This window comes from Streptomyces subrutilus (genome assembly GCF_008704535.1).
Lineage (GTDB): Bacteria > Actinomycetota > Actinomycetes > Streptomycetales > Streptomycetaceae > Streptomyces > Streptomyces subrutilus.
Genome location: NZ_CP023701.1, coordinates 533412 through 557122 on the forward strand (window position 1 = coordinate 533412; position 23711 = coordinate 557122).

General features: G+C 74.8%; 20 protein-coding genes. 11 read left to right on the forward strand and 9 right to left on the reverse strand.

Translation table 11 applies throughout. The annotated features are described in order from the left end of the window. Positions 1 to 4: 4 nt before the first annotated feature. From CP968_RS02290 to CP968_RS02315, 6 genes are all read right to left on the reverse strand, one after another. Complete coding sequence (locus CP968_RS02290; RefSeq protein ID WP_150516378.1) at positions 5 to 1078, reverse strand: hypothetical protein; 1074 nt, start codon at positions 1076 to 1078, stop codon at positions 5 to 7. A 58-nt stretch (positions 1079 to 1136) separates the two neighbouring features. Continuing rightward, positions 1137 to 1607, reverse strand: a complete 471-nt coding sequence (locus CP968_RS02295; RefSeq protein ID WP_150516379.1) for an ankyrin repeat domain-containing protein — start codon at positions 1605 to 1607, stop codon at positions 1137 to 1139. A 178-nt stretch (positions 1608 to 1785) separates the two neighbouring features. After that, positions 1786 to 1983, reverse strand: a complete 198-nt coding sequence (locus tag CP968_RS02300) for a hypothetical protein (RefSeq protein ID WP_150516380.1) — start codon at positions 1981 to 1983, stop codon at positions 1786 to 1788. Positions 1984 to 2231: 248 nt separating this feature from the next. Next, the gene (locus tag CP968_RS02305) at positions 2232 to 4409 is read right to left on the reverse strand and encodes a protein kinase domain-containing protein (protein ID WP_150516381.1); all 2178 of its coding nucleotides are present in this window, start codon (positions 4407 to 4409) and stop codon (positions 2232 to 2234) included. A gap of 95 nt (positions 4410 to 4504) precedes the next feature. Continuing rightward, positions 4505 to 6970: an outer membrane protein assembly factor BamB family protein gene (locus CP968_RS02310; RefSeq protein ID WP_167536748.1), complete on the reverse strand. Its 2466-nt coding sequence runs from the start codon at positions 6968 to 6970 to the stop codon at positions 4505 to 4507. A 37-nt stretch (positions 6971 to 7007) separates the two neighbouring features. Then, on the reverse strand, positions 7008 to 9029 hold the full coding sequence (locus CP968_RS02315; protein WP_150516383.1) for a serine/threonine-protein kinase: 2022 nt from the start codon (positions 9027 to 9029) through the stop codon (positions 7008 to 7010). 412 nt (positions 9030 to 9441) lie between these two features. Between CP968_RS02315 and CP968_RS02320 the strand changes: the two genes are divergently transcribed. From CP968_RS02320 to mtnB, 3 genes are read left to right on the forward strand one after another with little or no spacing between them, the layout of a single operon-like run. After that, positions 9442 to 10026: a 1,2-dihydroxy-3-keto-5-methylthiopentene dioxygenase gene (locus CP968_RS02320; protein ID WP_150516384.1), complete on the forward strand. Its 585-nt coding sequence runs from the start codon at positions 9442 to 9444 to the stop codon at positions 10024 to 10026. Continuing rightward, positions 10023 to 10748, forward strand: a complete 726-nt coding sequence (mtnC, locus tag CP968_RS02325) for an acireductone synthase (RefSeq protein ID WP_189828797.1) — start codon at positions 10023 to 10025, stop codon at positions 10746 to 10748. Before CP968_RS02320 ends, mtnC begins: the two co-directional genes overlap by 4 nt. Next, on the forward strand, positions 10745 to 11356 hold the full coding sequence (gene mtnB, locus CP968_RS02330; protein WP_189828798.1) for a methylthioribulose 1-phosphate dehydratase: 612 nt from the start codon (positions 10745 to 10747) through the stop codon (positions 11354 to 11356). The genes mtnC and mtnB overlap by 4 nt, the downstream gene beginning before the upstream one ends. A gap of 145 nt (positions 11357 to 11501) precedes the next feature. On the opposite strand, the gene mtnA is transcribed toward mtnB, so the two are convergent. Beyond that, complete coding sequence (mtnA, locus tag CP968_RS02335; protein WP_150516385.1) at positions 11502 to 12542, reverse strand: S-methyl-5-thioribose-1-phosphate isomerase; 1041 nt, start codon at positions 12540 to 12542, stop codon at positions 11502 to 11504. Between the two features lie 306 nt (positions 12543 to 12848). Between mtnA and CP968_RS02340 the strand changes: the two genes are divergently transcribed. Genes CP968_RS02340 through CP968_RS02375 form a run of 8 tightly spaced genes read left to right on the forward strand, consistent with a single transcriptional unit; the run spans position 12849 to position 20848 of the window. Then, on the forward strand, positions 12849 to 13910 hold the full coding sequence (locus CP968_RS02340; protein ID WP_150516386.1) for a BMP family ABC transporter substrate-binding protein: 1062 nt from the start codon (positions 12849 to 12851) through the stop codon (positions 13908 to 13910). After that, positions 13891 to 15444, forward strand: coding sequence for an ABC transporter ATP-binding protein (locus CP968_RS02345; protein WP_150516387.1), 1554 nt, complete (start codon positions 13891 to 13893; stop codon positions 15442 to 15444). The genes CP968_RS02340 and CP968_RS02345 overlap by 20 nt, the downstream gene beginning before the upstream one ends. Before the next feature lies 1 nt (position 15445). Continuing rightward, entirely contained in the window at positions 15446 to 16555 is a 1110-nt protein-coding gene (locus CP968_RS02350; RefSeq protein ID WP_150516388.1) for an ABC transporter permease, read from the forward strand. After that, on the forward strand, positions 16555 to 17412 hold the full coding sequence (locus CP968_RS02355) for an ABC transporter permease (RefSeq protein ID WP_150516389.1): 858 nt from the start codon (positions 16555 to 16557) through the stop codon (positions 17410 to 17412). The genes CP968_RS02350 and CP968_RS02355 overlap by 1 nt, the downstream gene beginning before the upstream one ends. After that, positions 17409 to 18188, forward strand: coding sequence for a nucleoside phosphorylase (locus CP968_RS02360; protein ID WP_150516390.1), 780 nt, complete (start codon positions 17409 to 17411; stop codon positions 18186 to 18188). The genes CP968_RS02355 and CP968_RS02360 overlap by 4 nt, the downstream gene beginning before the upstream one ends. Next, on the forward strand, positions 18185 to 19492 hold the full coding sequence (locus tag CP968_RS02365) for an amidohydrolase (RefSeq protein WP_150516391.1): 1308 nt from the start codon (positions 18185 to 18187) through the stop codon (positions 19490 to 19492). The genes CP968_RS02360 and CP968_RS02365 overlap by 4 nt, the downstream gene beginning before the upstream one ends. Beyond that, positions 19489 to 20103 carry a sulfite oxidase-like oxidoreductase gene (locus tag CP968_RS02370; protein WP_150516392.1) on the forward strand — a complete coding sequence of 205 codons (615 nt, stop codon included), beginning with the start codon at positions 19489 to 19491 and terminating at the stop codon, positions 20101 to 20103. Before CP968_RS02365 ends, CP968_RS02370 begins: the two co-directional genes overlap by 4 nt. Next, positions 20090 to 20848 carry a ferredoxin reductase gene (locus tag CP968_RS02375; RefSeq protein WP_150516393.1) on the forward strand — a complete coding sequence of 253 codons (759 nt, stop codon included), beginning with the start codon at positions 20090 to 20092 and terminating at the stop codon, positions 20846 to 20848. Before CP968_RS02370 ends, CP968_RS02375 begins: the two co-directional genes overlap by 14 nt. A 107-nt stretch (positions 20849 to 20955) precedes the next feature. On the opposite strand, the gene CP968_RS02380 is transcribed toward CP968_RS02375, so the two are convergent. Together CP968_RS02380 and CP968_RS02385 are read right to left on the reverse strand one after the other, a co-directional pair. Further along, complete coding sequence (locus tag CP968_RS02380) at positions 20956 to 22386, reverse strand: nucleobase:cation symporter-2 family protein (RefSeq protein ID WP_150516394.1); 1431 nt, start codon at positions 22384 to 22386, stop codon at positions 20956 to 20958. Between the two features lie 327 nt (positions 22387 to 22713). Continuing rightward, positions 22714 to 23445: a helix-turn-helix domain-containing protein gene (locus CP968_RS02385; protein ID WP_150516395.1), complete on the reverse strand. Its 732-nt coding sequence runs from the start codon at positions 23443 to 23445 to the stop codon at positions 22714 to 22716. Positions 23446 to 23711: the final 266 nt, after the last annotated feature.

Genomic DNA, 23711 nt, shown 5'->3' on the forward strand with positions numbered 1-23711 from the left:
GGGATCAGGTGATGCGCTTGCCGATCAGCGCGTTGTCCGGGTAGAGCGTGCTCCGGGCGCGGTTCCACCGGATGGTGACGGTCCACGTGTCGTAGGTGGCGTTGACCGCGGGGGTGGCGCTCGACGGGGCGGGGGATCCGGAGGGCTGCCGCCATCCGGTCCAGGAGGCTCCGCCGTCGGAGGAGCTGTTGATCCACGTCATGCCGTCGGAGCCGGTGCACGAGATGAGGATGCGCTGCTGGTTGGCGTAGCCGCCGGCGCCGGGCCGCACCACCGCGGTCTGGTTGCCCAACCGGGCCGCCGAGACCCCGCTGTGGCAGATGCCGCCGCCCGGGACCTGGTCGACGTTGGTCACCTGCCCGTTGCGCTGGTCGGTGCGGGCGCGGTAGACGTGGCCGTCGCCCCCGGTGAAGTAGCTCTGCCACTCGGGCCAGCCGTAGCCCCACAGGGCGATCTGGCTCTCGCCCTCGATGTCCCGCGCGTTCCCGGCCAACTGGAACCCGAGGCTGTAGGTCCACGAGGTGCCGGGCCTGATGGTGCCGTTGTCGTGCATGAGGTACTCGTAGTTGATGCGGCCGTCGTAGCGCGGTACGTCGATCCGCAGGCTGCCGGTGACGGAGCTGAGCGACAGCCAGGGGCTGCCCATGGCCCAGGCTCCGGAGGCGATCTGCTGCCAGGGCGTCCAGAAGTTCGCGGAGCCGTTGTTGGCCTGGCTGTAGAAGATCTCCGAGTTCATTCCGCGAATGGCGACGAAGGCCCGGCCGGGCGGGAACTCGATGATCCGGGGCGGGGACGCCGTCCGGGCCGCTTCGAAGTTCCCGAGGGCGCGCCAGCCCCCGCCGTTGAAGCGGAACCAGACGTTGCCGTCGCTCCCCCGGACGACGTCGTAGACGTTGCCGCCGATGGTCGCGCTGTACATGGCGGACTGGGCGGTGGCCTGGCCGCCGAGGTTCTGCCAGGAGCCCTCGGCCGCGGCGGCCGGGCCGGTGGTGGCGAAGAGCAGGGACAGTGCGGCGGCGAACGCGACCAGCGCGGCCCGCCATCGGGGGAGGAGGCTTCTCCCGCGTGTCGATGTCATGGTGTTCCCCTTTCCTTCGCTCCCGACCGTAGGAGGAAGGGCCGGCGCCACCCGTCCGTCAGTGCGCGGGTTCTGTCCCGTGAGCGCACGAGGGGCGCGGTCGTGCACGGGCGGCCCCGGCCGTCGGCCCGCCGCCGAGCAGCTCGGCGACGTGCTCGTGTCCGCAGCGGTCGGCCCAGGCGAGGGGGGACAGGCCGCGGCCGCCGTCCTCCCGCTGCGCGGGATCCGCTCCGTACCGCAGCAGTTCCGCGACGACGTCCGCGTACCCCCAGCAGGCCGCCGCGCACAGCGGTGTCCCCTCGTCGCCGCTCCCGCTCTCCAGGGACGGCGAGGCCCCCGCGTCCAACAGGGCCCGGACGGCCGGGGCGGCGCCCTGCACGCAGGCGGCGTAGAGGGCGGTGGTGCCGTACCGGTCCGGTGCGTCGACCCGCGCGCCCGCCCGCAGGAGCCGCCGCAGGGCGGGTACGTCGCCGGCCCGGGCGGCGCCGACCAGCCGGCCGGAGGTCTTCTTGGCACGTCGTCTGTTCACGATCGGTGACGATAGCCCTCGGCGGCCGCCCGGCGCTCCCCGGATTCCGGTCGACGGCGATGCCTTCGCCTGCGCCGGAGCCGCGAGCACCCGGTCTCCCGTACCGACTCGTGTTCTGAGTCCTGTTCCGACCGCACCCATGCGACGGGCGTGGTGGCGGAGGGGCCGCGGGTGGCCCCTACCTCCTGCCGAGGGGATTCCTCCTGCGGCCCTTGCCGGGGTGGTCGGGGTCGTCCTCGGCCGTCGGCAGGGCGGCGTGCCCGTCCGCGTGCGAGTTCACCCAACCGCACAGCGGGCAGGCGTAGCGGCCGTTCAGGCCGGCGATCAGCGTTCCGCACTGACGGCACTCGGTCTCGGTGATCTGCAGCGCCGACAACGGGGGTTCCTCATTCCCCGGTGGAAGCGCCGGTTCCCATCGCGTCATGGGTGCACGCTACCTCCGTGCCGCCCGGTACGGCGGCTGACCAGCCGCAATAGTTCGTGCAGATCCACCGCCCATCGCTCCCCTGCTGGGCGGCAGCGCCACAGTTTCCGCAGTTCACGGCTCCCCCTCTCGGCTGCGTCCCATGGTCGGGTACGCAGGACCCGCACCTCAAGGGCCGGCCCGGTGCGGGCCGGCGGAGCTCAGTCGAGGGGGACGGCGGCGATGCGGTCGAGCGTCTGCGCGTAGAGGCGGTTGCCGCGCTGGACCAGTCGGTCCGCGCCGTCGGACATGCCGAGCGCGCCCGCGGACAGGGCCCACGCGGTCCGGCGCTTGTCGGTGTCCACCGCGACGACGGCCTGGCCGCCGCCGCCCACCGCCGTGTAGAGCTCGCCGCGGAACGGGTCCGCGACCGCGACGTGGCGGACGTCCCAGTCCGTGTCGTGGGTCCACGTCTTCTTGCCGGTCGCGTCGTCGTAGGCGTGGAGCGCCTCGTCCGCGACGTAGACGGCGCCGTTCAGGCAGACGGGCTCGCGGAGCAGCCCGTTGCCCCCCGGTTCCACTCTCCAGGCGACGGTGCCCGCCACCAGGTCCACGGCCGTGACCCTGCCGTCGAAGTCGAAGGCGTGGCGGTCCGAGGCCGCCGGGGGGTACGTGCCGCCCGCCACCCCCTCGGGAGACGCCACCTGCTGGTCGGTGCGCAGCCGGCAGGACCACAGGAGGCGGCCGTCCCGCACGTCGACGGCGAAGATCCGCCCGGGGTCCGAGCAGATCAGGCGACCGCCGGAGACGACCGCCGACATGATCAGCGACTGGTCGCGTCCGCGGACCGCGCCCTCCATGCGCTGACGCCAGCGCACCTGCCCGGCCGCCAGGTCGTAGGCCACGGCCCAGGGCGGATCGCCCGGTCCGTCGGAGCGGTACGACGCCTCCAGGTAGAGGCAGGTGTCGTCCGCGGCCAGGACCTCGGTGGTGTAGGCGAGCTCGCCCAGGACGGCCGGGCCGGGCGCGTCCGCGCCGAGGCGGCCGGTGCGGGGGTCGAGGTATCCCGCGCTCGCGTTGCCGTCCACGTCGAAGACGAGGCCCGCGAGCCGGTTGCCGGCCCGGGCGATCCCGACCCGGCTGGTGTCGGCCTCCCACACGACGCGGCCGTCGGCGGGGGACAACCCGCGCAGGACGTCGTCGTGTTGGACGAGGACCTCGTCGGTCGCCACGGCCGGGCCGGCGGTGAACGGCACGACGACCGACCAGAGCGGGGCCGGAGGAGTGCCGGGCGGACGGGGGGTGGACCGGCCGGGACGGGGGGTGGTCGTGGGGCCGCCGGAGCCGGAACGGGCGCCGGAGCCGGTACCGGGGAGCGAGCCTGTGAGCCAGAGCGCGGTGATGCCCGCACCGGTGACGGCCGCGGCGGCCGTGCCCGTGAGCACGGCCCGGCGGGAGAGGGTGCGGCGCGGCGCGGGTTCGCGCAGCGGGGCGACGCCGACCGCGGCGATCTCGCCGAACCGGCGCGACAGGTCGGCGAGCAGTGTCTGCGGGAGCTCGTCGGCGAACGCGTCGGCGTCGAACCGCCCCCAGGAGGCGAGCAGTCGGTCCGGCGAGGGCCGGTCGTCCGGGTCGGGCGCCAGGCACGCGGAGAGCGTCCCGCGCAGCCCGTGCGCGTCGTCCGGTACGTCGGACAGGTCGGGGGCGACGCCGGCCCGCAGCAGTTGCAGGGTGTCCGCCGGGCCTCCGGTGTCGTACGGGCCGTGCCCGGACGAGGCGAAGACGAGCACCCCCCCGAGCGCGAAGACGTCGCCCGCGGCTCCGGGCCGTTCGCCGCGGGCCTGTTCGGGGGACATGTACGCGGGTGTGCCCGTGACGCCTCCGGGCACGGTGAGCCGGGGGCTGCCCGGGGCCTGGGCGAGCCCGAAGTCGATGAGCCGGGGGCCTTGCGCGGTGATCAGCACGTTGGACGGCTTGAGGTCGCGGTGGACCAGGCCGGCGCGGTGCAGGGCGGCGAGTGCCCCGGCGAGCCCGGAGCCCAGAGTGCGGACGGCCGCTTCGGAGAGGGGTCCCCCGGCGGCCACCGCCTCGGTGAGCGAGGGGCCGATGAGGTACGCCGTGGCCAGCCACGGCAGCGCCGCGTCCGGGTCGGCCCCGAGGAACGAGGCCGTGTGGTCCGCTCCCAGGACCCGGGCCGCCTCCGCCTCCAGGACCAGCCGCTCCCGGTATCCGGGCCGGTCGCGCAGGTCCGCCCGGACGGTCTTCACCGCGGCGAGCCGTCCGCCCGCGGAGCGCGCCAGGAAGACGGTGCCCATGCCGCCGCCGCCCAGCCGGCCGATCAGCGCGTACCCCCCGAGCTCCTCGGGGTCGTCGGGCAGCAGGGGCAGGACGGTGGACATGGGCGGCGGGCTCCTTCGTGCGGGACGGACGGAACGGGGCGGACGCGGCGGGCGGGGCGGGGCGGGCGGGGAAGGCGTGGGCGGGCCGTCGCGGGTCAGTCGGACGGAACCGCCACGACGGCCGAGGTCCGGGCGGCGAGCAGGAGGCCGGGGACGGCGACGAGCTGGAACGGCTCGCGGGGCGCCGGGCCCTCGGCCAGCCCCGTCTGCCACAGCCGTTTGCCCGAGGCCAGGTCGGTGGCGGTGATCCGGTGGAGGGTGGACAGGAACAGCGTGCGGCCGGAGGAGCTGACGACCATGGGCCCGAGCATCGTCCACTCCAGGTTCTCGTCGAGGCCCTGTTCCCAGAGCGTCCTGCCGGTGTCCGCGGCGACGGCGACGACGGGACCGGTGCCCGCGTCGTTCACGCACAGCACGCCGCCGCCGAAGACGGGCGGGCCGTTGGTGTCGCCGACCTGGGCCTGCGATTCCCACAGCCCGGCGCCGGTCGTCAGGTCGTAAGCCCGCGCACGGCCGCGCGAGAGCAGGAACAGGCGGCTGGTGGCCGGGTCGACGGCGGAGGCGGCGCCGCCGTACACCTCGGGGTACGAGCGGTTCCACAGCATGCGTCCGGTCCGCCGGTCGAACCCCGCGATCGCCAGGGTGCGGACGGCGCGGACGTCGCGGTGGACACCCAGGTCGGGCGGTGGCACCTCGACGAAGACGGCCCCGGGTCCGACGGTGACGGTCAGGGTGTAGCCGAATCCGTCCGGGAGCGGGGTGCGCCACGTCTCCTTGCGCCGGTCCAGGTCGAAGGCAGCCAGCTGGTTCCCGCCCTGCGGGGTGCCGTTGCCCACCAGCAGCCAGGCGGTGGTGCCTTCGACGGCGAGCACCTTCGTGAGGTCCTCGTACCGCTGGAGCCACTGGGTGCGGCCGTCGCTCAGCGCGCAGAGCGCGAGCCCGGCCCGCGTGCTCATCAGCGCGCGGTCTCCGGGCACCGCGACGGGCAGGTTGAGCCGGTCCACGCCGGTGAGCTGCCAGGCCTCCCGGCCGGTGCGGAGGTCGTGCGCGTACAGCATTTCACCGCGGGTCAGCAGGAAGCGGCCGGTGCCGTACACCGGGAGCAGCCGGGTCCGGGCCGTGTCGTCGTCGACGCGCCACAGGGCGGCCGGCGGCATCCCGGGCACCCGGGGATTCGCGGTGGCGCGGGCGCCGGAGGGCGCGGACCCGTCGCCGTCGCGGGTGAGGGCGGACCAGGAGAGCGTCCCGCCGACTCCCAGGGCGGCGCCGGCGGCGCCGGTCAGCAGGCCGGAGAGGACCCGGCGGCGGGTGGGAGCGGAGGAGGGGGTGTCGGGGGCGGTCGGCGCCGTGCCGACGGCCGGTGCGGGGGCTTCGGCGGCACGGTCCTCCGGGAGCGCGCCCGCGTCCCCGTTCCGTCCGCCGGCTGCGTCCCCGCCGGTCCCGTTCCCGGGTCCCTCCCCCGGTCGGCCGCCCAGGGGGAAGGTCGCGACCAGCGTCGCGGGGCGGCCTGCGGGCCCCCCGTCGTCCGCGTCCAGGTCGGCGACCGCCTGTGCGCGCACGGCGAGGGCGGCCACCACCCGGCCGGGCAGCGGGCCCGGGTCCCACCCCGGGCCGTCCGCTCCCGCGGTCAGCGCCCGGCACAGCTCGGCGGCCGTGGGGCGGTCGGCGGCGGAGGGGGACAGCGCCGAGGCGAGGGCCTCGCCCGCCCCGCCCGGGAGGGAGGGCAGTTCGGGCCGGTCGTGGAGGGCCCGGTAGGCCAGGACGGGCGGCGGACCGTCTCCGAACGGCAGCCGGCCGGTGGCCGTGTGGACCAGCAGCACGGCGAGTGCGTACACGTCGGCGGCGGCGGAGGACGGCCCGCCGGTCGCCACTTCCGGGGCCATCCAGGCGGCCGGCACGGTCGACACGCGGCTGTGCGCCTCGGGCGCCGCGGGTCGCGCGCTCCGCGACGTCCGGCCGGCGCCGCCCCGCTGGTATCCCGGCTCCGGCTGCCGTCCGTGGTCCGGATCCGGCTCGGCCCCGGTCGCCGACGCAGTCGCAGCCGTCGCCGTCGCCGTCGCCGTCGCCGGGAGCGTGCGGCAGGCGTGCAGGGCCATGAGCAGCGGGCGGCCGGAGGTGAGCCAGACCCCGTCGGGTGCCACCGCGCCGTAGCCGATGCCGCGGGCGTGCAGCCCTGCCAGGGTGTCGGCCACCGCCGCGGCCAGTCGCACCGCCCGGTCCGGTGCCAGCGCTCCGTCCGGGGAGCCGGGCCGCGCCACGTCGGCGAGGGACACCGCGGGGGTGTACGCCAGGGCCAGCCACGAGGGGGCGGCGCCGGTCCGCAGCTCCAGCAGGTCCGCAACCCCCGGGACGGGGTCGCGGCGCAGTGCCTCGGCCGCCGCGTGCGCGGTCGGCGGTAACAGGCAGACCACGGCGTGCCCGTGGGCCCGGTCCCGGCCGAGGTACATGCCGTTCTCCGGAGGCGCCGGCCGGGGTCCGGGCCAGCGGGCCAGCAGCCGGTACGGCCCGGCGGCCCGCGGGTCCTCCGCAACCAGCCCCTTCTCCAGATGTCCGCCCCGCATGGTCACCCTCCCCTTCGTGCCGTCCGGTCGGGACGGGTCACATGCCCGGCAGGGCGCGAACCGCCCGGCCGCGTTGCCACACCGCGCTGCCCAGTACGACGGCCCCGCGCCAAACGGCATCGGCCGGTACGTCCCCCGGCAGCGCCGGTGCGAACACGTACTGTTCGGCCGCCCGTCCGGTGTGGACCGCGAGGATGCCGAGCTCCGGTGTGCGCAGCGCTGCGAAGACTCCTGATCCGGACACCAGCGGGGCCTGCTCCTGGGCCAGTCGGTCGCCGGCCAGGACCGTCCAGGCCGGTGCGCCGGAGCGCGCGTCGACCTTTCTGAGCTGCCTTCCGTCCGCGACGTACACGCCGTCGCCCGCGAGGCCGGGCGCGCCGAAGCCCGAGTCGTCGTCCGCGGACAGCCCCCACAGCCGGCTGCCGTCGGCGGTGCTCAGGCAGGTCAGGTCCCGGCCAGCGCCCACCACCACGGAGCGCGCGGAAAGGGCCGGGTGCCCGGGGCCGGTCGCGGCGGGAGCCCGCCACAGGGTCCTTCCGTCGGAGGCGGACAGGGCCGCCAGGCCGCCGTCCGCTGAGGACACGAGCAGCAGGCCGTGCCCGGCGGTCGCGGAGAGCGTCCGGCCCGGCACCGGAGCCGGTACGCGCCAGCGCACCCCGCCGTCCGCCGCCTTCAGTGCCGCCATCCGGCCCGCGTCGTCGCGTACGTACACCTGGCCGTCGCCGCCGGCGAGCAGCGCCTTCGCTCCGACGGACACGCGGCGGCGCACCGCGCCGGTGCCGGGCTCCAGCAACAGGACGGTGCCGTCGGGTGCCAGGGCCGCCGGCCGGGGGCCGCCGACGAGGCCGGCGACCAGCGGACCGCGCCCGCGGGCTTCGCCCGAGACCGGATCGTGGACGGCGGCCTCGCCCCCGGCGTCCGCGAGGCACACCCACCCGTCGGCGCCGACCGGCCCGAAGGCCGGGTTCGCCGCGGCGTCGTCGTAGGACCACAGGGGCTGCGGCACCGTGCCGGGCGGCCCGCTCCACCGGGCGGCGGGGGCACGGGTCGAACCGCCGCCCCGCCGCGCGCCGAGCAGGGAAGCGGCGCCGGCCCCGGCCAGGAGCACGGCCGCGCCCGCGCCGAGCAGCAGTCCGCGCCGGGCGGGCAGCCGCGGGCCCGCGCCCAGGGCGGCGGCGGCGCGCGCCAGTTCGGCGGCGTCGGCGAGCACCGCGGGCGGCAGCCAGCGGGCGGCGGACCGCAGGGCCGCGCCCCGGGGGTCGAGCCGGCGGGTCACCTCGGCGGCGGTGGGCCGGTCGGCGGGCCGCTTCTGAAGGCAGCCGCGGATCAGGGGCACCAGCGTGCCGGGCACTTCGGCGAGGTCGGGGTCCTCGTGGGCGATCCTGAAGTCCGCGTGGACCGCGTCGCCGTCGAAGAACACGTGCTGCCCGGTCAGGGCGAACACCAGGATCGCGCCCAGGCAGAACACGTCGCTCTCCGGCCCGAGGGGCCCCTGCACCACCTGCTCGGGCGACATGTAGCCGGGCGTTCCCGGGCGCTGCCCGGCGGTGGTGAGGGTGGCGTCGCCGATCACCCGGGCGATGCCGAAGTCGACCACGCGCGGCCGGTCGGCGCCGAGGATCACGTTGGACGGTTTGAGGTCCCGGTGTACGACGCCGGCCCGGCCGAGGGCGGTCAGCGCGCGGCCGAGCGCGGCGGCGAGGGCGCAGGCCGCAGGTACCGGCAGCGGGCCGTGCCGCAGTACGGCGTCGCCGAGCGTCGGGCCGGGCACGAACTCGGCGGCCAGCCAGGGCACTCCCTCCGCGGTAGAGGAGCCGAGCACCTCGGCGACGAAGGGGCTGCGCACGGCGGCCGCGGCCGCGGCCTCGCGGGCGAAGCGTTCCCGCAGGTGCGTGTCGCGCAGCAGCTCGGGCCGGATGGTCTTGAGCGCCACCGGCCGCCCGTGGCGGCGGGCGAGGTAGACGGTGCCCATGCCTCCGGTTCCGAGGATCCCGAGGATCCGGTGACCGCCGAGCTGGGCGGGTGCGCCGCCGGGCAGGGCGGCGATCACTGGATTCATGCGGCGATCGTATCCACGCCGGGCCCAACAGGCCCCTGGATCAGGCAAGTCGGGCGGAGGCACGCCGTCGCCCGGCCCGGTGCGTCGGCCACCCCCCGGGGGCCCGGGGCCGCGACCGCTCCGCAGGGCCGCTTCTCGGGTAGTGAGACGTACCGGCCGTGACCTGCCCCGGGGGCCCGCCCGGGGTTACGATCCGCTGATCGACGGCATATTCCGGGGCGGTGAGGTGGCACGTGGAGACGGCAGGCGGGACGGCGGTCCGGCACGGTGCCGGCGCGGCGTGTAGCAGCGGCTGAAGAGCCGCCCCACCCCCGTTGTACCTCCGCGCGACCCCCTTCGTGGCGAGCCTCCGACGCGCCGGCCTCCGCGGCCCCCGTCGCTTCGACCCTCCCCGTTCCTTCTTGGAGTTCACATGACCCTTCTGACCACGTGGCCCGAATCCGGGCCGGAGACGACCGTGCGCCGTACGTCCGATCCCGCCGAGATCGCGGCGGCGCTGGCCCCGCTCGGCGTGCGGTACGAACAGTGGCCCGTCCGGCCCGACGTGCCCTTCGACGCGGACAGCGAGACGGTGTTCGCCGCCTACGGCCCGGAGATCGACCGGCTGAACGCGCAGGAGGGCTTCTCCACGGTCGACGTCCTCGGGCTGCACCCGAGCGACGACCCGGGGTTCCCGGCGAAGGCGAAGGCGGCCCGGGAGAAGTTCCTGCAGGAGCACACGCACGACGACGACGACGAGATCCGGTTCTTCGTCTCCGGTTCCGGCATCTTCTACCTGCACGTGAACGGCGAGGTCCATGCCGTGCTGTGCGAGAAGGGCGACCTGCTGGGGGTGCCGCGGGGCACGACGCACTGGTTCGACATGGGCACGGCCCCCTCGTTCACGGCGATCCGGTTCTTCCACGAGGAGGACGGGTGGATCGGGACCTTCACCGGGGACGGGATCGCCGGCAGGTTCCCCGACTTCGACACGATCACCGCCGGGTACCGCGCGTGAGCACGGCCGTGCCCGACGTGGACGCCGTGGTCCTCGACATCGAGGGCACCACGAGCGCCACCGGGTTCGTGGTGGACGTGCTGTACCCGTACTCGCGCTCGCGGTTCGGCGCCCTGCTGGCCCGGCGGGGCGACGATCCCGACGTGGCCCGTGCCGTCGGGCAGGTCCGGGAGCTGATCGGGGCGCCGGACGCGGACGCGGCCCGCGTCGAGGAGGTGTTGAACACCTGGCTGGACGAGGACCGCAAGGCCACCCCGCTCAAGACGCTGCAGGGCCTCATCTGGTCCGAGGGATTCGCCCGCGGTGACCTCGCCTCGCACTTCTACGAGGACGTCCTTCCGGCCCTGCGCCGCTGGCACGCGGCGGGCATCGCCCTGCACGTGTACTCGTCGGGTTCGGTGGCGGCGCAGCGGGCGTGGTTCGCCGCCGGCCCCGAGGGCGATCTGCTGCCGCTGGTGGACGGCCTGTACGACACCGAGAACGCGGGCCCCAAGCAGGAGGCGGACTCCTACCGCCGGATCACCACCGCGCTCGGTGTCCCGGCCGGGCGCACCCTCTTCCTCTCCGACCGGACCGGTGAACTCGACGCCGCCCGCACCGCGGGCTGGCGCACGGTGGGCGTCCGGCGGCCCGGAGAGCCGTACTACGAGCACGGCGTCGGCGACCATCCCGAGGCGCGCGCGTTCGACGAGATCGATCTGAGCACGAGGAGCACACCGTGACCACTGTGGACCTGAGCCGCACGGAGCTGGAGGAGGCCGGAGCGGTGCTCGCGGCCGAGTCGGGGCGCTTCGCCTCCTTCGGCTGGATGCGCGGCACCTCGGGCAACCTGTCGACCGTCGTGTCCCGTGATCCGCTGCGGCTCGTGGTGACGGCGAGCGGCCACGACAAGGGTGAGCTGGGCCCGTCCGACGTGGTGTTGGTCGACGGTGCGGGCGCCGCCCTGGACGGGGGCACGCCGTCGGCCGAGGCCGCGCTGCACGCGCGGGTCGCGGCGCTGACGGGCGCCGGGGCCGTGGTGCACGTGCACACGGTGGCGTCGGTGGCGATGGGGCGGCGGAAGCCGGGGGGCATCGTCTTCAGGGACCTGGAGATGCTCAAGGGCGTCGGCCAGCCGGCCCACGACACCGAGGTGACCCTTCCGGTCATCGCCAACAGCCAGGACATGGAGGAGCTGGGAGACCGGTTGGCGCAGGCCCGCGACCCGCGGATGCCCGCGGTGGTGGTGGCCGGGCACGGCCTGTACGTCTGGGGCGCCACGCCGCGCCAGGCGCGCCATCACACGGAGGTCGTGGAATGGCTCCTGGAATTCGCCCTGACGCAGGGCTAGGGAGTGTCGTCGACGTCGTGTCGTCCGCCCGGAGGCCGGCCGGACGGACAGGACGTCGACGACACGGCCCAGTCCGGCCGCGCGCGGCCGGAGGGGGCGGGCCACCCGCGGACTTCCCGGGGATCTCCCGCCCCCTCCAGCGCGATCAGGCGAGCCGGTCCGCGGGCAGTTCGCCCGCCGACACCTCCAGCACTCCGTGCTCGGTGACCAGGCCCGTCACCAGGCGGCCCGGTGTCACGTCGAAGGCCGGGTTGTGGCCCCGGGAGCCGGCGGGGGCGGTGCGGACGCCGCCCCACTCCAGCACCTCCGCCTCGCCGCGCATCTCGATGTGGATGGCGTCGCCGGAGGGGGTCGCCAGGTCGACCGTGCTGGTCGGCGCGGCGACGAGGAAGGGGATGCCCGCGTCGGCGCAGGCGAGTGCGACCCCCACCGTGCCGACCTTGTTGGCGGTGTCGCCGTTGGCCGCGATGCGGTCGGCCCCGACGACGGCCGCGTCGACGTCACCGCGCAGGATGGTGCCCGCGGCCGCGCCGTCGGCCTGGACGTAGTGCGGGATGCCCTCCTGGTCGAGCTCCCAGGCGGTCAGGCGCGCGCCCTGGAGCAGGGGGCGGGTCTCGTCCGCGTAGACGACCTCCAGCAGGCCGCGGGCGTGGAGTTCGCGTATGACGCCGAGGGCGGTGCCCCAGCCGGCGGTGGCGAGCGCGCCGGTGTTGCAGTGCGTCAGGATGCGCAGCGGGCGGTCCACCGCGACCTTCTTGAGGAGCCAGTCGGCACCGTGCGCGCCCATGGCGCGGTTGGCCTCGATGTCTTCGCGCTGCACGGCGACGGCCTCCGCGAGGACGGCGTCGACGCCGTCGGCGAGGCGCTCGACGACCCGGTCGACGCACACCATCAGGTTGACCGCGGTGGGGCGCGCGGCGCGTACGCGGGCTATCTCGGCGCGCACGCGCGTCTCGCTCCAGCCCTCCCGACGGCCCTGGAGCAGTGCGAGCGCGACGCCGTACGCGCCGGCCGCGCCGATCGCCGGCGCACCCCGGACGACCAGTCGTTGGATGGCGTCGACGAGGCCGTCGACGTCGCGTACGTGGAGGATCCGCGTGTGGTGCGGAAGGGCGGTCTGGTCGATCAGGGCAAGGGCGTCGCCGGTCCACTCGACGGCGCGCAACTCCTGTGGTTGTTGGGACATGGGTGGCTGCTCCTGCATCTCCGGGCCGGCTGCCCGGGTGGGTCCTTCGAGGGTGCGCGCCACCGTACATGACCTGGGGGAACCACAGTTCGAGACGGTCGTACGGGGGTGTGAATCCGAGTGTTACCCTCCAGCTCCGCCGTATCACCGGATGGCCGAAAAACGTCGAGGAGGGACCGTGCTGCTCACCATGCGCCGCTTCCTCGACAACGGCCGGTGTACGAGCGACGCCTGTCGCGGCTGAACCGCGCCCGCGTCCCCCCTGCTCTCGAAGCAACTCCCGCATTTCCTCCGGAAGGCTCCACCATGCCCAGCAGATCCCGCTCGCTTCAGTTCGCCGCCCTCGCGGCCGGTGCCGTCCTCGCGGTCACGGGCTGCAACGCCGCCGCCAAGACGGACGGCGCGGGCGGTTCGGCGCCGAAGGACGCGAAGGCCTTCACGCTGATCACGCCGGACCCGGTCGGGCAGAACGAGTTCCTGAAGCTCGCGGTGACCGGTGCGGAGGCGGCGGCCAAGGCACACGGCGGGAGCGCTCCGAAGGTGTTCCAGAGCTCGGACGCGGCCTCGCAGCAGCAGAACCTGAAGGCGGCCGTGGACGCGGGCCCCGACGTGGTCGTGCTGGTCGGCTTCGAGTTCGCGGACGCGGTGGCGCAGCAGGCCCAGGCCCACCCCGACCAGCAGTTCCTGATGGTGGACGCGTGCACCCAGAAGACGTTCCCGAACGTGAGCTGCGCCGTGTTCCGCGAGCACGAGGGAGTGTTCCTCGCCGGCGCCGAGGCCGGACTGCTGAGCAGGAGCGGCAAGGTCGGGGCCGTCGACGTCCTGGACACGCCCCAGTTCCGACGCTACAGCGACCCGTTCGCGGCGGGCGCGAAGCACGCGGCGAAGGACCCGGGGAAGGTGCGGGCGTCCACCCGGTTCGTGGGCGGCCAGTCCCCGTTCGACGACTCGGCGCGCGCCAAGGAGCAGGCCGGCTCGCTGATCTCGGACGGCACCGACCACATCATGGCCGCGGCCGCCGCGGGCAACTACGGCGTGTTCGAAGCGGCCAAGGCGAAGGCCGCGTTCGCGTACGGCGTGGACGTCAACCAGTGCCCGGCCGCGCCCGGCACGGTCGTCGACAACGTGGTCAAGCGCACCGACGTCGCCGTCGAGCAGGGCATCGCCCACATCCTGGGCGGAGACGCGGGCAAGACCGTGTCGTACGGCCTGAAGGAGGGCGGCATCACGCTGACCGGCCTGGGGGACGACGTGGCCGCCTCGCAGTGCGTGATCGCGGAACACGAGGACGTGCTGAAGCAGGTCGCGGCGCTGCGCGACGAGATCGTGTCCGGGAAGCTGAAGGTCGATGACCCCGCAGCCGTCTGAACCGGACACCGGCGCGATCGCGGTCGAACTGCGCGGCATCACCAAGGCGTTCCCCGGCACCCTCGCCAACGACCGCGTCGACCTCACGGTGCGGCGCGGCGAGGTCCACGCCCTCATGGGCGAGAACGGGGCGGGCAAGTCGACCCTCATGTCGATCCTGTACGGAATGCTGCGCCCGGACGCCGGCACGGTGCGGGTCGACGGCCGCCCGGTCTCCTTCGCGAGTCCCGGTGACGCGATGGCGGCCGGGCTCGGCATGGTGCACCAGAGCTTCAAGCTGTTCAACTCCCTGACGGTCGCCGAGAACGTCGTCTACCGGGCGGAGCCGCGCCGCTTCGGGTTCGTGGACCGGGCGGCCGCACGCCGGCGGGTGACCGAACTCGCGGCGGCCCACGGGCTGCCGGTCGATCCCGACGCACGCGTCGCGGACCTGCCGGTGGGGGTGCGGCAGCGCGTGGAGATCCTGAAGCTGCTGCACCGCGGCGCCCGCACCCTCGTCCTCGACGAGCCGACGGCCGTGCTGACGCCGGCCGAGGCGGACGCCCTGTTCGCGGTGTTGCGGCGGCTCGCCGACGAGGGGCACTGCGTGATCCTCGTGACCCACAAGCTGCGCGAGGTGATGGAGGGCTGCGACAACGTGACGGTGCTGCGCGACGGCCGCGTCGTCGCACGGCTGCGCACGGCCGACACGTCGGCCGACGCGATCGCCGGGGCGATGACGGGCCGCGCGGTCGAGCTGGACCGGGTGCACCCGCCCGGCACCGCGGGGGACGAGGTGCTGTCGGTGTCGGGGCTGTCGGCGGCCGGGGTCCGGGGCGCGGAACTCGGCGTCCGGGCGGGCGAGATCGTCGGCATCGCGGGCGTCGCGGGCAACGGCCAGAGCGAGCTGATCGAGGCGCTCGCCGGGCTGCGGCCCGTCACCGCCGGACGGGTCACCCTGTCCGGCCGGGACATCACGCACGCCTCGACGGCACGCCGGCGCCGGGAGGGCCTCGCGCACGTCCCCGAGGACCGGCACGCCGTGGGTACCGCACCCGCCGCGTCCGTCGCCGACAACCTCGCCATGGGCCACCACCGCACCTCGCTGTCGCACCGGGGGTTCCTGCCGCCGAGGGCGGTGCGCGCCCACGCGCGCGAGCTCATCGGACGGTTCGGCGTCAAGGCGTCCTCGCACCGCATCGCCGCGGGCTCGCTGTCCGGCGGGAACCTGCAGAAGCTCCTCATCGGACGCGAGCTCGCGCACGACGCGGCGCTGCTGCTCGTGGAGCAGCCCACGCGCGGCGTCGACATCGGCGCCGTCCAGAACATCCACGACCAGCTCGTCGCCTACCGGGACGCGGGCCACGCCGTCCTGATGGTGTCCGCCGAGCTGAGCGAGATCCGCGGGCTCGCCGACCGGGTCCTGGTCATGTACGAGGGCCGGATCGTGGCCTCGTACGCGAAGGGCGAGGCGGACGAGCGCACGCTCGGTCTCGCGATGGCCGGCGCCGTGCCCGTCCCGGTCCCCGGCCCGACCCCCTCGAAGGAGGTGTGACATGGCGAACACCCGACCGCTCGTGGGGCGCGTGCTGCGCTCCCCCGTGTTCTTCTCCGTCGCCGCGGCCGTCGCCGTCGGGGCGCTGTTCCTGGTCGGCACCGGCGCCGACCCGGTGACCGCCTACGGCGCCGTGTTCACCGGTTCCCTCGGATCCGACGGCATCGGCTCGACCCTGACGACCGGCACGAGCGTGCTCGGCATGGCCCTGGCCCTGGCGATCCCGCTGCGCGCCGGGCTCGTCAACCTGGGCGGTGACGGCCAGCTGGTCGTCGGCGGCATCTCCGCCGCCGCGGTCGGCCTGTACGCGCCGCTGCCCCCGGCCCTCACCACGCTGCTGGCGCTCCTGGCCGCGATGGCGGCGGGCGCCCTGTACGCGGCGCTCGCCGCGGTGTGCGACATCCGGTTCGGGGTGCCGTTGCTGGTGAGCAGTCTGCTCCTGTCGTACCCGGCGTCGTCGCTCGCCTCCTATCTGGTGCGCTATCCGCTGAAGGAGCCGGGCTCCAGCCTGCCGCAGACCCGCCGGCTGCCCGAGGGCGTCGAGCTGCCCGCGTTCGGGGCCTCGACGGTCACGGCGGGTCTGGTCCTCGTGGCGCTCGCGGCCGTGGCGTACCACGTCGTCGACACCCGCACGGCGGTCGGCTACGAGATGCGGATGACCGGGCTCAACCCCCGCTTCTCCGCCGCCGCGGGCGTGGCGCGCGGGCCCCAGACGCTGCGCCTGATGGCGGTTTCGGGTGCGATGGCCGGACTCGTCGGCGCCGTAGGGGTGCTGAGCTTCCCGTTCCGGTTCCTCGACGGCGCGCTGACCGCTCCCGGCTACACCTGGACGGGGCTGACGGCGGCGCTCCTCGCGGGCGCCGCGCCACTGGGCACGGTGCTCGCGTCGTTCTTCTTCGCCGCCCTTCAGGTCGGGGGGCTGGCCATGGAGCGGACCACCGAGGTTCCGCGCGAGCTGGCGCAGGTGCTGCAGGCGGTCGTGATCGTCTTCCTCGCGGCGCGGCTGCGCATCACCTGGCGGCCCGGAAGACGGCGGGACGCCTCCGCGCCGAGCGGCGCGGACCGGGGCGCGACCGGCCGGATCACCACCGAGAAGGCGGAGGCCCTCTGATGCTCCTCGACTCCGATCTCGTCCTGTCCGCGCTGCGCGCGCTCACGCCGATCCTGCTGGCCGCGCTGGGCGGCGCCCTGTGCGAACGGGCGGGCGTCTTCAACATCGGCCTCGAAGGCATGATGCTGATGGGATGCTTCACCGCCGTGGCCACCAGCTGGTTCACCGGCAGTCCGTGGCTCGGTGTGCTCGCGGCGGCGCTGGCGGCCGGTGCGTACGCGCTGGTCCTGGCGGTGGGCGCGGTGACCATGAAGGGCGATGCGGTCGTCCTCGGTGTCGCCATGAACCTCCTCGCCGTCGGCCTGACGGGCTTCCTGCTGCGCACGGTCTTCGGCGTCCAGGGCACCTTCGACGACCCGGGCCTGGCGGGCCTGTCCGAGGTCGCCGGGTTCTCGCCGCTCGCGTGGCTGTCGTGGGCGGCCGTCGCCCTGACCGCCGTGCTGCTGTCCCGGCACGCGTGGGGCCTGCGGCTGCGCGGCGTCGGGGAGGCGCCGGAGAGCGCCGCGACGCTCGGCGTGAGCCCGACGAAGTACAAGTACGGCGCCGTCCTCGCCTCCGGGGTCCTGTGCGGTCTCGCCGGCGCGCAGCTCTCCCTGGGCAACGTGACACTCTTCTCGGAGAACATGACGGCGGGCCGCGGGTGGATCGCGGTCGTCGCCGTGATGCTGGGACGGGCACTGCCGTGGGGCGTGCTGCTCGCCGCGCTGCTCTTCGGACTCGCGGAGGCCGCCGGGTTCCGTCTGCAGGGCATCGGCCTGCCGCAGCAGGCGACGGACGCGGCGCCGTACCTGGCCACCCTGATCGCTCTCTTCCTCACCACGGCCAAGCGCCGACGCACCACTGGAGCAACCACATGAGCACCACCGCACCCGACCTGCTGCCCATCACCCGGGTACCGCGCACGGGTCTGCCGCCGCGCGCCGTCGTCGTCGGAGACCCCGCACGCGCGGCCGCCGTCGCCGGGCTGCTGGACGACGCCGAGGAGGTCTCCTCGCACCGCGAGTACCGGGTGTTCCGAGGCGTCTGGCGCGGCCTGCCGGTCACCGTCGCCTCGCACGGCGTCGGCGGCCCCGGCGCGATCCTGCTCTTCCAGGAGCTCGCGGACGCCGGGGTGCGCACCCTGATCCGGTTCGGGACGGCCGGGGCGATGCGGCGCGGCATCGGCGACGGCGACCTGGTCGTCGCCGAGGCGGCGGTCCGCGACGACGGGGTGACGCAGCAGCTGGTGCCCGCCGAGTACCCGGCGGTGTCGGCGCCCGAGGCGGTGCTCGCCCTGACGCGGGCGGCCCGCGAGGCGGGCGCTCCGCACCATCGCGGCATCGTGTGGACGCGGGCGGCGTTCCAGCCCGGTCTGATCCCGCTGACCGCCTACGACCGGGCGGAGCTCGCCGCGATCGAGATGGAGCTGTCGGCCCTGTTCGTGACCGCGTCGCTGCGCGGACTCGTGGCGGGCGGCGTCCTCGTGGTGGACGGCGCCAACGCCGACGAGCTGGTCGACGCGGAGGGCACCGGGGGCTACAACCCGCACCGCGACGTCGTGGCCGAGGGCGTGGCCCGCGGCAGCGTCGTGGCCCTCGACGCGCTGCGCATCCTGTCCGAGGACGCGTCCCGGGCGGGGGACGAGGCACGATGAGCGACCCCGTCGACCTGCTGGTCCACGGCGGCACCGTGCTCACCATCGACGCCGCGTCGACCGTGGTCCCGGACGGAGCGGTCGCCGTCCGGGACGGTGCGATCGTCGCGGTCGGGCCGGCCGCGCAGTTGCGCGCCCGGCACGCCGCCGCCGACGAACTGGACGCGCGCGGCTGTCTCGTGCTGCCCGGCCTCGTCAACACGCACACCCACCTCGCGATGACCCTGCTGCGCGGCATCGCCGACGACGTGACGCTCCAGGAGTTCCTGGACCGCGTCATCCCGGAGGAGGCCCGCCTGCTCGACCCGCGCACCGTGGCCGCGGCCGTCCGCGTGGCCGTCGCGGAGAGCGTACGGGCGGGGGTGACGTCGGCGCTCGACATGTACTGGTTCCACGAGGCCGCCGAGGAGGCGGCCCGTTCGGCGGACTGGCGCCTGCACACGGGCCCCACGTTCATGGACGTACCGGAGCCGCCCGACGGCCGCGCGTACCCGACCCGTCTCGCGTGGGCCCGCCGTGACCTGCGGGCACGCGCGCAGCGGGCGCGGCTCCCCGGGACCCGTCCCGTGGTCTTCGCCCACTCGGCCTACACCCTCTCCCCCGAGCAGCTCGTCGAGATCTTCGCGCTCGCCCGGGAGTTCGGTGCGCTGATCCACGTCCACGCCGCGGAGAACGCGGCCGAAGTCGCCACCGTCGAGGAGCTCCACGGCAGGCGCCCCGTCGACCTCCTCTCCTCCCTGGGGCTGTTGGGGGACGACGTGCTCCTCGCCCACGCCGTCGAGCTGACCGGTGCCGAGATCACGGCGCTGGCCCGGGCGGGGACGGCGGTCGCGCACTGCCCGGTGTCCAACCTCAAGCTGGGCTGCGGCATCGCCCCCGTGCCCCGGCTCCTGGAGGCCGGGGTGACCGTCTCCCTCGGTACGGACGGCCCCGTGAGCTCCAACTCCCTCGACCTCCTCGCCGCCGTCCGGCAGGCCGCGCTGATCCACAAGGCGGCCGGCGACCCGACCGCGGTCGGAGCCGAGCAGGCCGTACGGATGGCCACCGTCGAAGGGGCGCGGGCCCTCGGGCTCGGCGATCGGCTGGGTTCCCTGGAGACCGGGAAGCGGGCCGACCTGATCGTCCTCGACGCGAACCGTCCGCACCTCACCCCGCGGCACGACCCCTGGTCCATGCTGGCGTACGCCGCCCAGGCCTCCGACGTGCGGGACACCGTGGTCGACGGCAGGGTGCTGATGCGGGACCGCGTGCTCACCACGCTCGACGAGCGTGCCGTCCTCGCCGACCTGGAGGCGCTCACATGACCGGCCCGCAGGCCACGCGCGGTTTCGTCGGCCGCCCCCGCGTGCACGACCCCGGGCTGCCGCCGGGCCAGTACGACGCGCGCGACGACTGGCCGGTGCTCTCGGCGGAGGTGACCCCGGCGCTGTCCACGGGCGACTGGACGTTCCGGGTCGACGGGCTGGTCGCCGAACCGCGCACGTGGACGTGGGACGAGGCCCAGGCGCTGCCGGCCTCCGCCTACGAGGGCGACATCCACTGCGTCACGACGTGGTCGAAGTTCGGGATGCGCTTCGGCGGGGTCTCGCTCGACGTGTTCCTCGACGCGGTGCGTCCGGACCCCTCGGCCACCCACGTGGTCGCCTATTCGTACACGGGATACACCACGAACCTGCCGCTCGCCGACGTCACGGGCGGCCGGGCCTGGGTCGCGTTCCGTCACGAGGACGCGCCGCTGCCGTCCGAACACGGCGGCCCGGCGAGGCTGCTGGTGCCGCACCTCTACTTCTGGAAGAGCGCCAAGTGGCTCACGGGCCTGCGGTTGCTCGACCACGACGAGCCCGGTTTCTGGGAGCAGAACGGGTACCACGCACGAGGCAACCCCTGGGAAGAACAGCGCTATGCAGGTGACTGACCGGGCGACCGGACCGTTCGACCCCCCGACCGCCTTCGCCGTGCCGGGCCGCATCGCCGTGAGCAACCGGGCCGCGGCCGTCTGGCAGCGCGCCGTGCTCACCGAGGTCCGCCGCGAGACCCCTACGGTGTCCACGTTCCGCTTCGCGGTGCCGGGCTGGCAGGGCCATCTGGCCGGCCAGCACCTGATGCTGCGGCTCACCGCCGCGGACGGTTACACGGCCCAGCGCCACTACTCGCTGGCGTCCCCGCCGGACGACTCCGGGCACATCGAGCTCACCCTCGCCCACGCCGAGGGCGGGGAGGTCTCCGGGCATCTGCACACGGTCGCCCGCGTCGGTGACGCGGTCGAGGTGCGCGGCCCGCTCAGCGGCTTCTTCGCCTGGCCGGGCGACCGGCCGGCGCTGCTGCTGGGCGCGGGCTCGGGGGTCGTTCCGCTGATGTCGATGGTCCGTCACCACCGCTCGCACCGGCTCGCCGTCCCGCTGCGGCTCTTCGTGTCCGCGCGCACCCGCGAGGACCTGATCTACGCCGGAGCGTACGGAGAGGAGACGACGCCGGTCCTCACCCGCGAGGGAGAACGCCGGCGCCTGGCACCCGACCACCTCGCGCCGTGCTTCGGCGTCGGAGCGCCCGCGTGGGAGGCGTACGTCTGCGGGTCCAACGCCTTCGCCGAGCACGCCTCCCGGATGCTCGTCGACCTCGGCCAGCCCGTGGAGCGCATCCGCATCGAACGCTTCGGCTGAACCGCCCGTTCACCCCACGGAAGGCCACCCCTCGACGACCGAGGGGTGGCCTTCGCTTCTGCGACGGTGCGCGACCGGCGCGGTGGCCCCTGGTGAGAGGGCCGGTGTCAGTGGTGGGCGGGTGTGTCCGGGGCGAGTTCGGGTGCGTCGGCGGGTTCGGCGCCGAGGTGGTTGAAGGCGAGGTTGAGCAGGACGGCGACGGCGCAGCCGGTGCTGATGCCGGAGTCGAGGACGATGCGGGCGCTCTCCGGGAAGGCGTGGTAGAAGCCGGGGGCGGCGATGGGGATGATGCCCGCGCCCAGGGAGATGGCGACGATGAGGACGTTGTCGCCGCGTTCGAGTGCCGCGCCGGTGAGGGTCTGGATGCCGCTGGCCGCGACGGTGCCGAACAGCACGATGCCGACGCCGCCGAGGACGGGCTGCGGGATGAGGGCGACGACGGACGCCAGGACCGGGCAGAGCCCGAGCAGGATGAGGATCACACCGGCGGCCGCGACGACGAAGCGGCTGCGGACCTTGGTGATGGCGACCAGGCCGACGTTCTGGGCGAAGGCGCTGGCGGCGAACCCGTTGAACAGGGGGCTGATCGCGGTGCCGAGGCCGTCGGCGCGCAGGGCCGCGGCCAGGGTCTTCTCGTCGGCGGGACGCTCGACGATCTCGCCGAGCGCGAGGACGTCCGCGGTGGATTCGGTCATCGACACGAGCATGACGATGCACATGGACACGATCGCGGCGGCGGCGAACTGCGGGGCGCCGAAGTGGAACGGGGTGGGGAAGCCGATGAGGTCGGCGTCGGAGACGCCGCTGAAGTCGGCGACGCCGAGGACCAGCGCGATCAGCGTGCCGGCGACGAGCCCGAGGAGGATGGAGATCTGCTTGAGGAACCCGCGCAGCAGCCGGCGCAGGACCACGGTCACGAGCAGGGTGGCCGAGGCCAGGCCTATGGAGGTGAGGCTGCCGTAGTCGGGGGCCTGCCGGTTGCCGCCCTGGGCCCAGTTGAAGGCGACGGGGAGCAGGGAGACGCCGATGAGGGTGATGACGGTGCCGGTGACGACCGGGGGGAAGAACCGGATGAGTTTGCAGAAGTACGGCGCCAGGAGGAAGCCGAAGACGCCTGCGACGATCACCGCGCCGTAGATGACGGGCAGGGCGTCCTCGGGGGACTCGGCCTTGGCGATGGCGAGCATCGGGGCGACTCCGGCGAAGGAGACGCCGTTGACGAAGGGCAGGCGGGCTCCGACCTTCCAGAAGCCGAGGGTCTGGAGCAGTGTGGCGATGCCGGAGGTGAACAGGCTCGCGCTCATGAGGAACGCGATCTCCGGGGTGGACAGGCCCACTCCGATGCCGACGACGAGCGGTGGCGCGACGACGCCCGCGTACATGGCGGCGACGTGTTGCAGCCCGGCGCCGAGGAGCTTCAGCGGAGGCAGCATCTGGTCGACGGGGTGGGGGCCGGCGGCCTCGGCCGCCGGGTCGGGACGGGTGCCGGTACCGGTCTCGGGCGTGTCCGGTGTGGCGGCGGGGGGATTCTCCGACATGACGTCGTACCTCCTGGCTGCGGCGCGGATTCGGGTGCGCGGGCAGCGGTCGGTGGAGCGGGCCCGGTGGGGCCGGCTCGGCGGTGGGCGGTGTGGCACGGATGTGCGGCAGCGCGGTGGGAGCCCGGTGACGGTCCGGTGGCTGTGCGGGGGGGCGCCGGAGAGCGGGGGGAGCAGGCCCTGGGAGAGCGGCAGGAGGCGGAGGATTGTGTCCCCGGAGGTTCCTGCGCGTCGTGCGGGCAGCCGTCCCGCGCGTGTCCACACGGCGGGTGAGCGGCACTCCGTCCGGCGGAGTCGGCCTAGTTGTTCACGGCCGGGCGGCGCGTGTCAAGGGGTGGCGCCGCCCGGTCCGGGCGGGGTGGGGCCGCTCGGGGATCGGAGCTCCTGCCAGAGGTACAGGTCGATGTGGTCCAGGAAGGCGGCGGCGCGTGCTTCGGCAGCGGCCGCGGCCCGCGGTGACGCGCCGCCCGCGTTCTCCAGCCGTTGGTAGGCCAGATAGAGCTGTTCGAGCGCGCCCCGGACGGCCCCCGGGTCCAGCGGCACGACGCGCGTGACCGAGGTGACGTAGTGGGGCCACCAGCTGGTGACGGCCTCCCGGAGCAGGGCCCTGAGCTGTGCGGTCCTGCCGCAGGCGGCGACGAAGCAGGCCGGCGGCGGGCGCAGGACGCGCAGCAGGGCGCCGGTCTGGGCTTCGGTGCCCTGCCAGCGGTTGCGCCGCTCGGCCTCCTCCCACCGACTGCGGGTCATGCCCAGTTCGGCCGCGGTCTCGCCCGGTGAGAGCCCGGCCACGGTGCGGCACTGGGCGAGCGTGGCCGGCTCGCCGACCAGTGCGACGGGGGAACACCACAGGGCGGCGGCCAGCGCCTTGACCTGGCCGCCGTCGGGCACGGCCGTACCCGCTTCCCACTCCTGGAGCACCGCGGGATGCAGGGGCTCCCCGCGGTAGGCGGCGACGGCCCAGGCGACCTGGCCGAGGGTGAGGCCGAGCTGCTCCCGTGCGGCGACGGCGCGCGCGGGATCGAAGGGGGGCAGAAGGGAGGGATCGTCAGCGGGGGGCATAGCGGCACACCGTAGGCACCGATCGGGATCCAGCCAAGGGGCCGGGAGTCGCCGGTTCGGACGAGGGCCGCGGGCGTGAGCCGGCCGTCCGGCGCCGGCCGTGGCGGACCGTTCGGCCGCGAACGGCCACGGGAACCCAGGTGACCTGCCAATTCATCGGGAGAAGAGCCCTGTTGGGAGGATCCGCCAGGGGGACACTTTCGGGTGTTTCTCCAAACTTCTTCTCCCTGCCACTGCCCCGCTTGGGGCTATTGACGAGTGGCCTG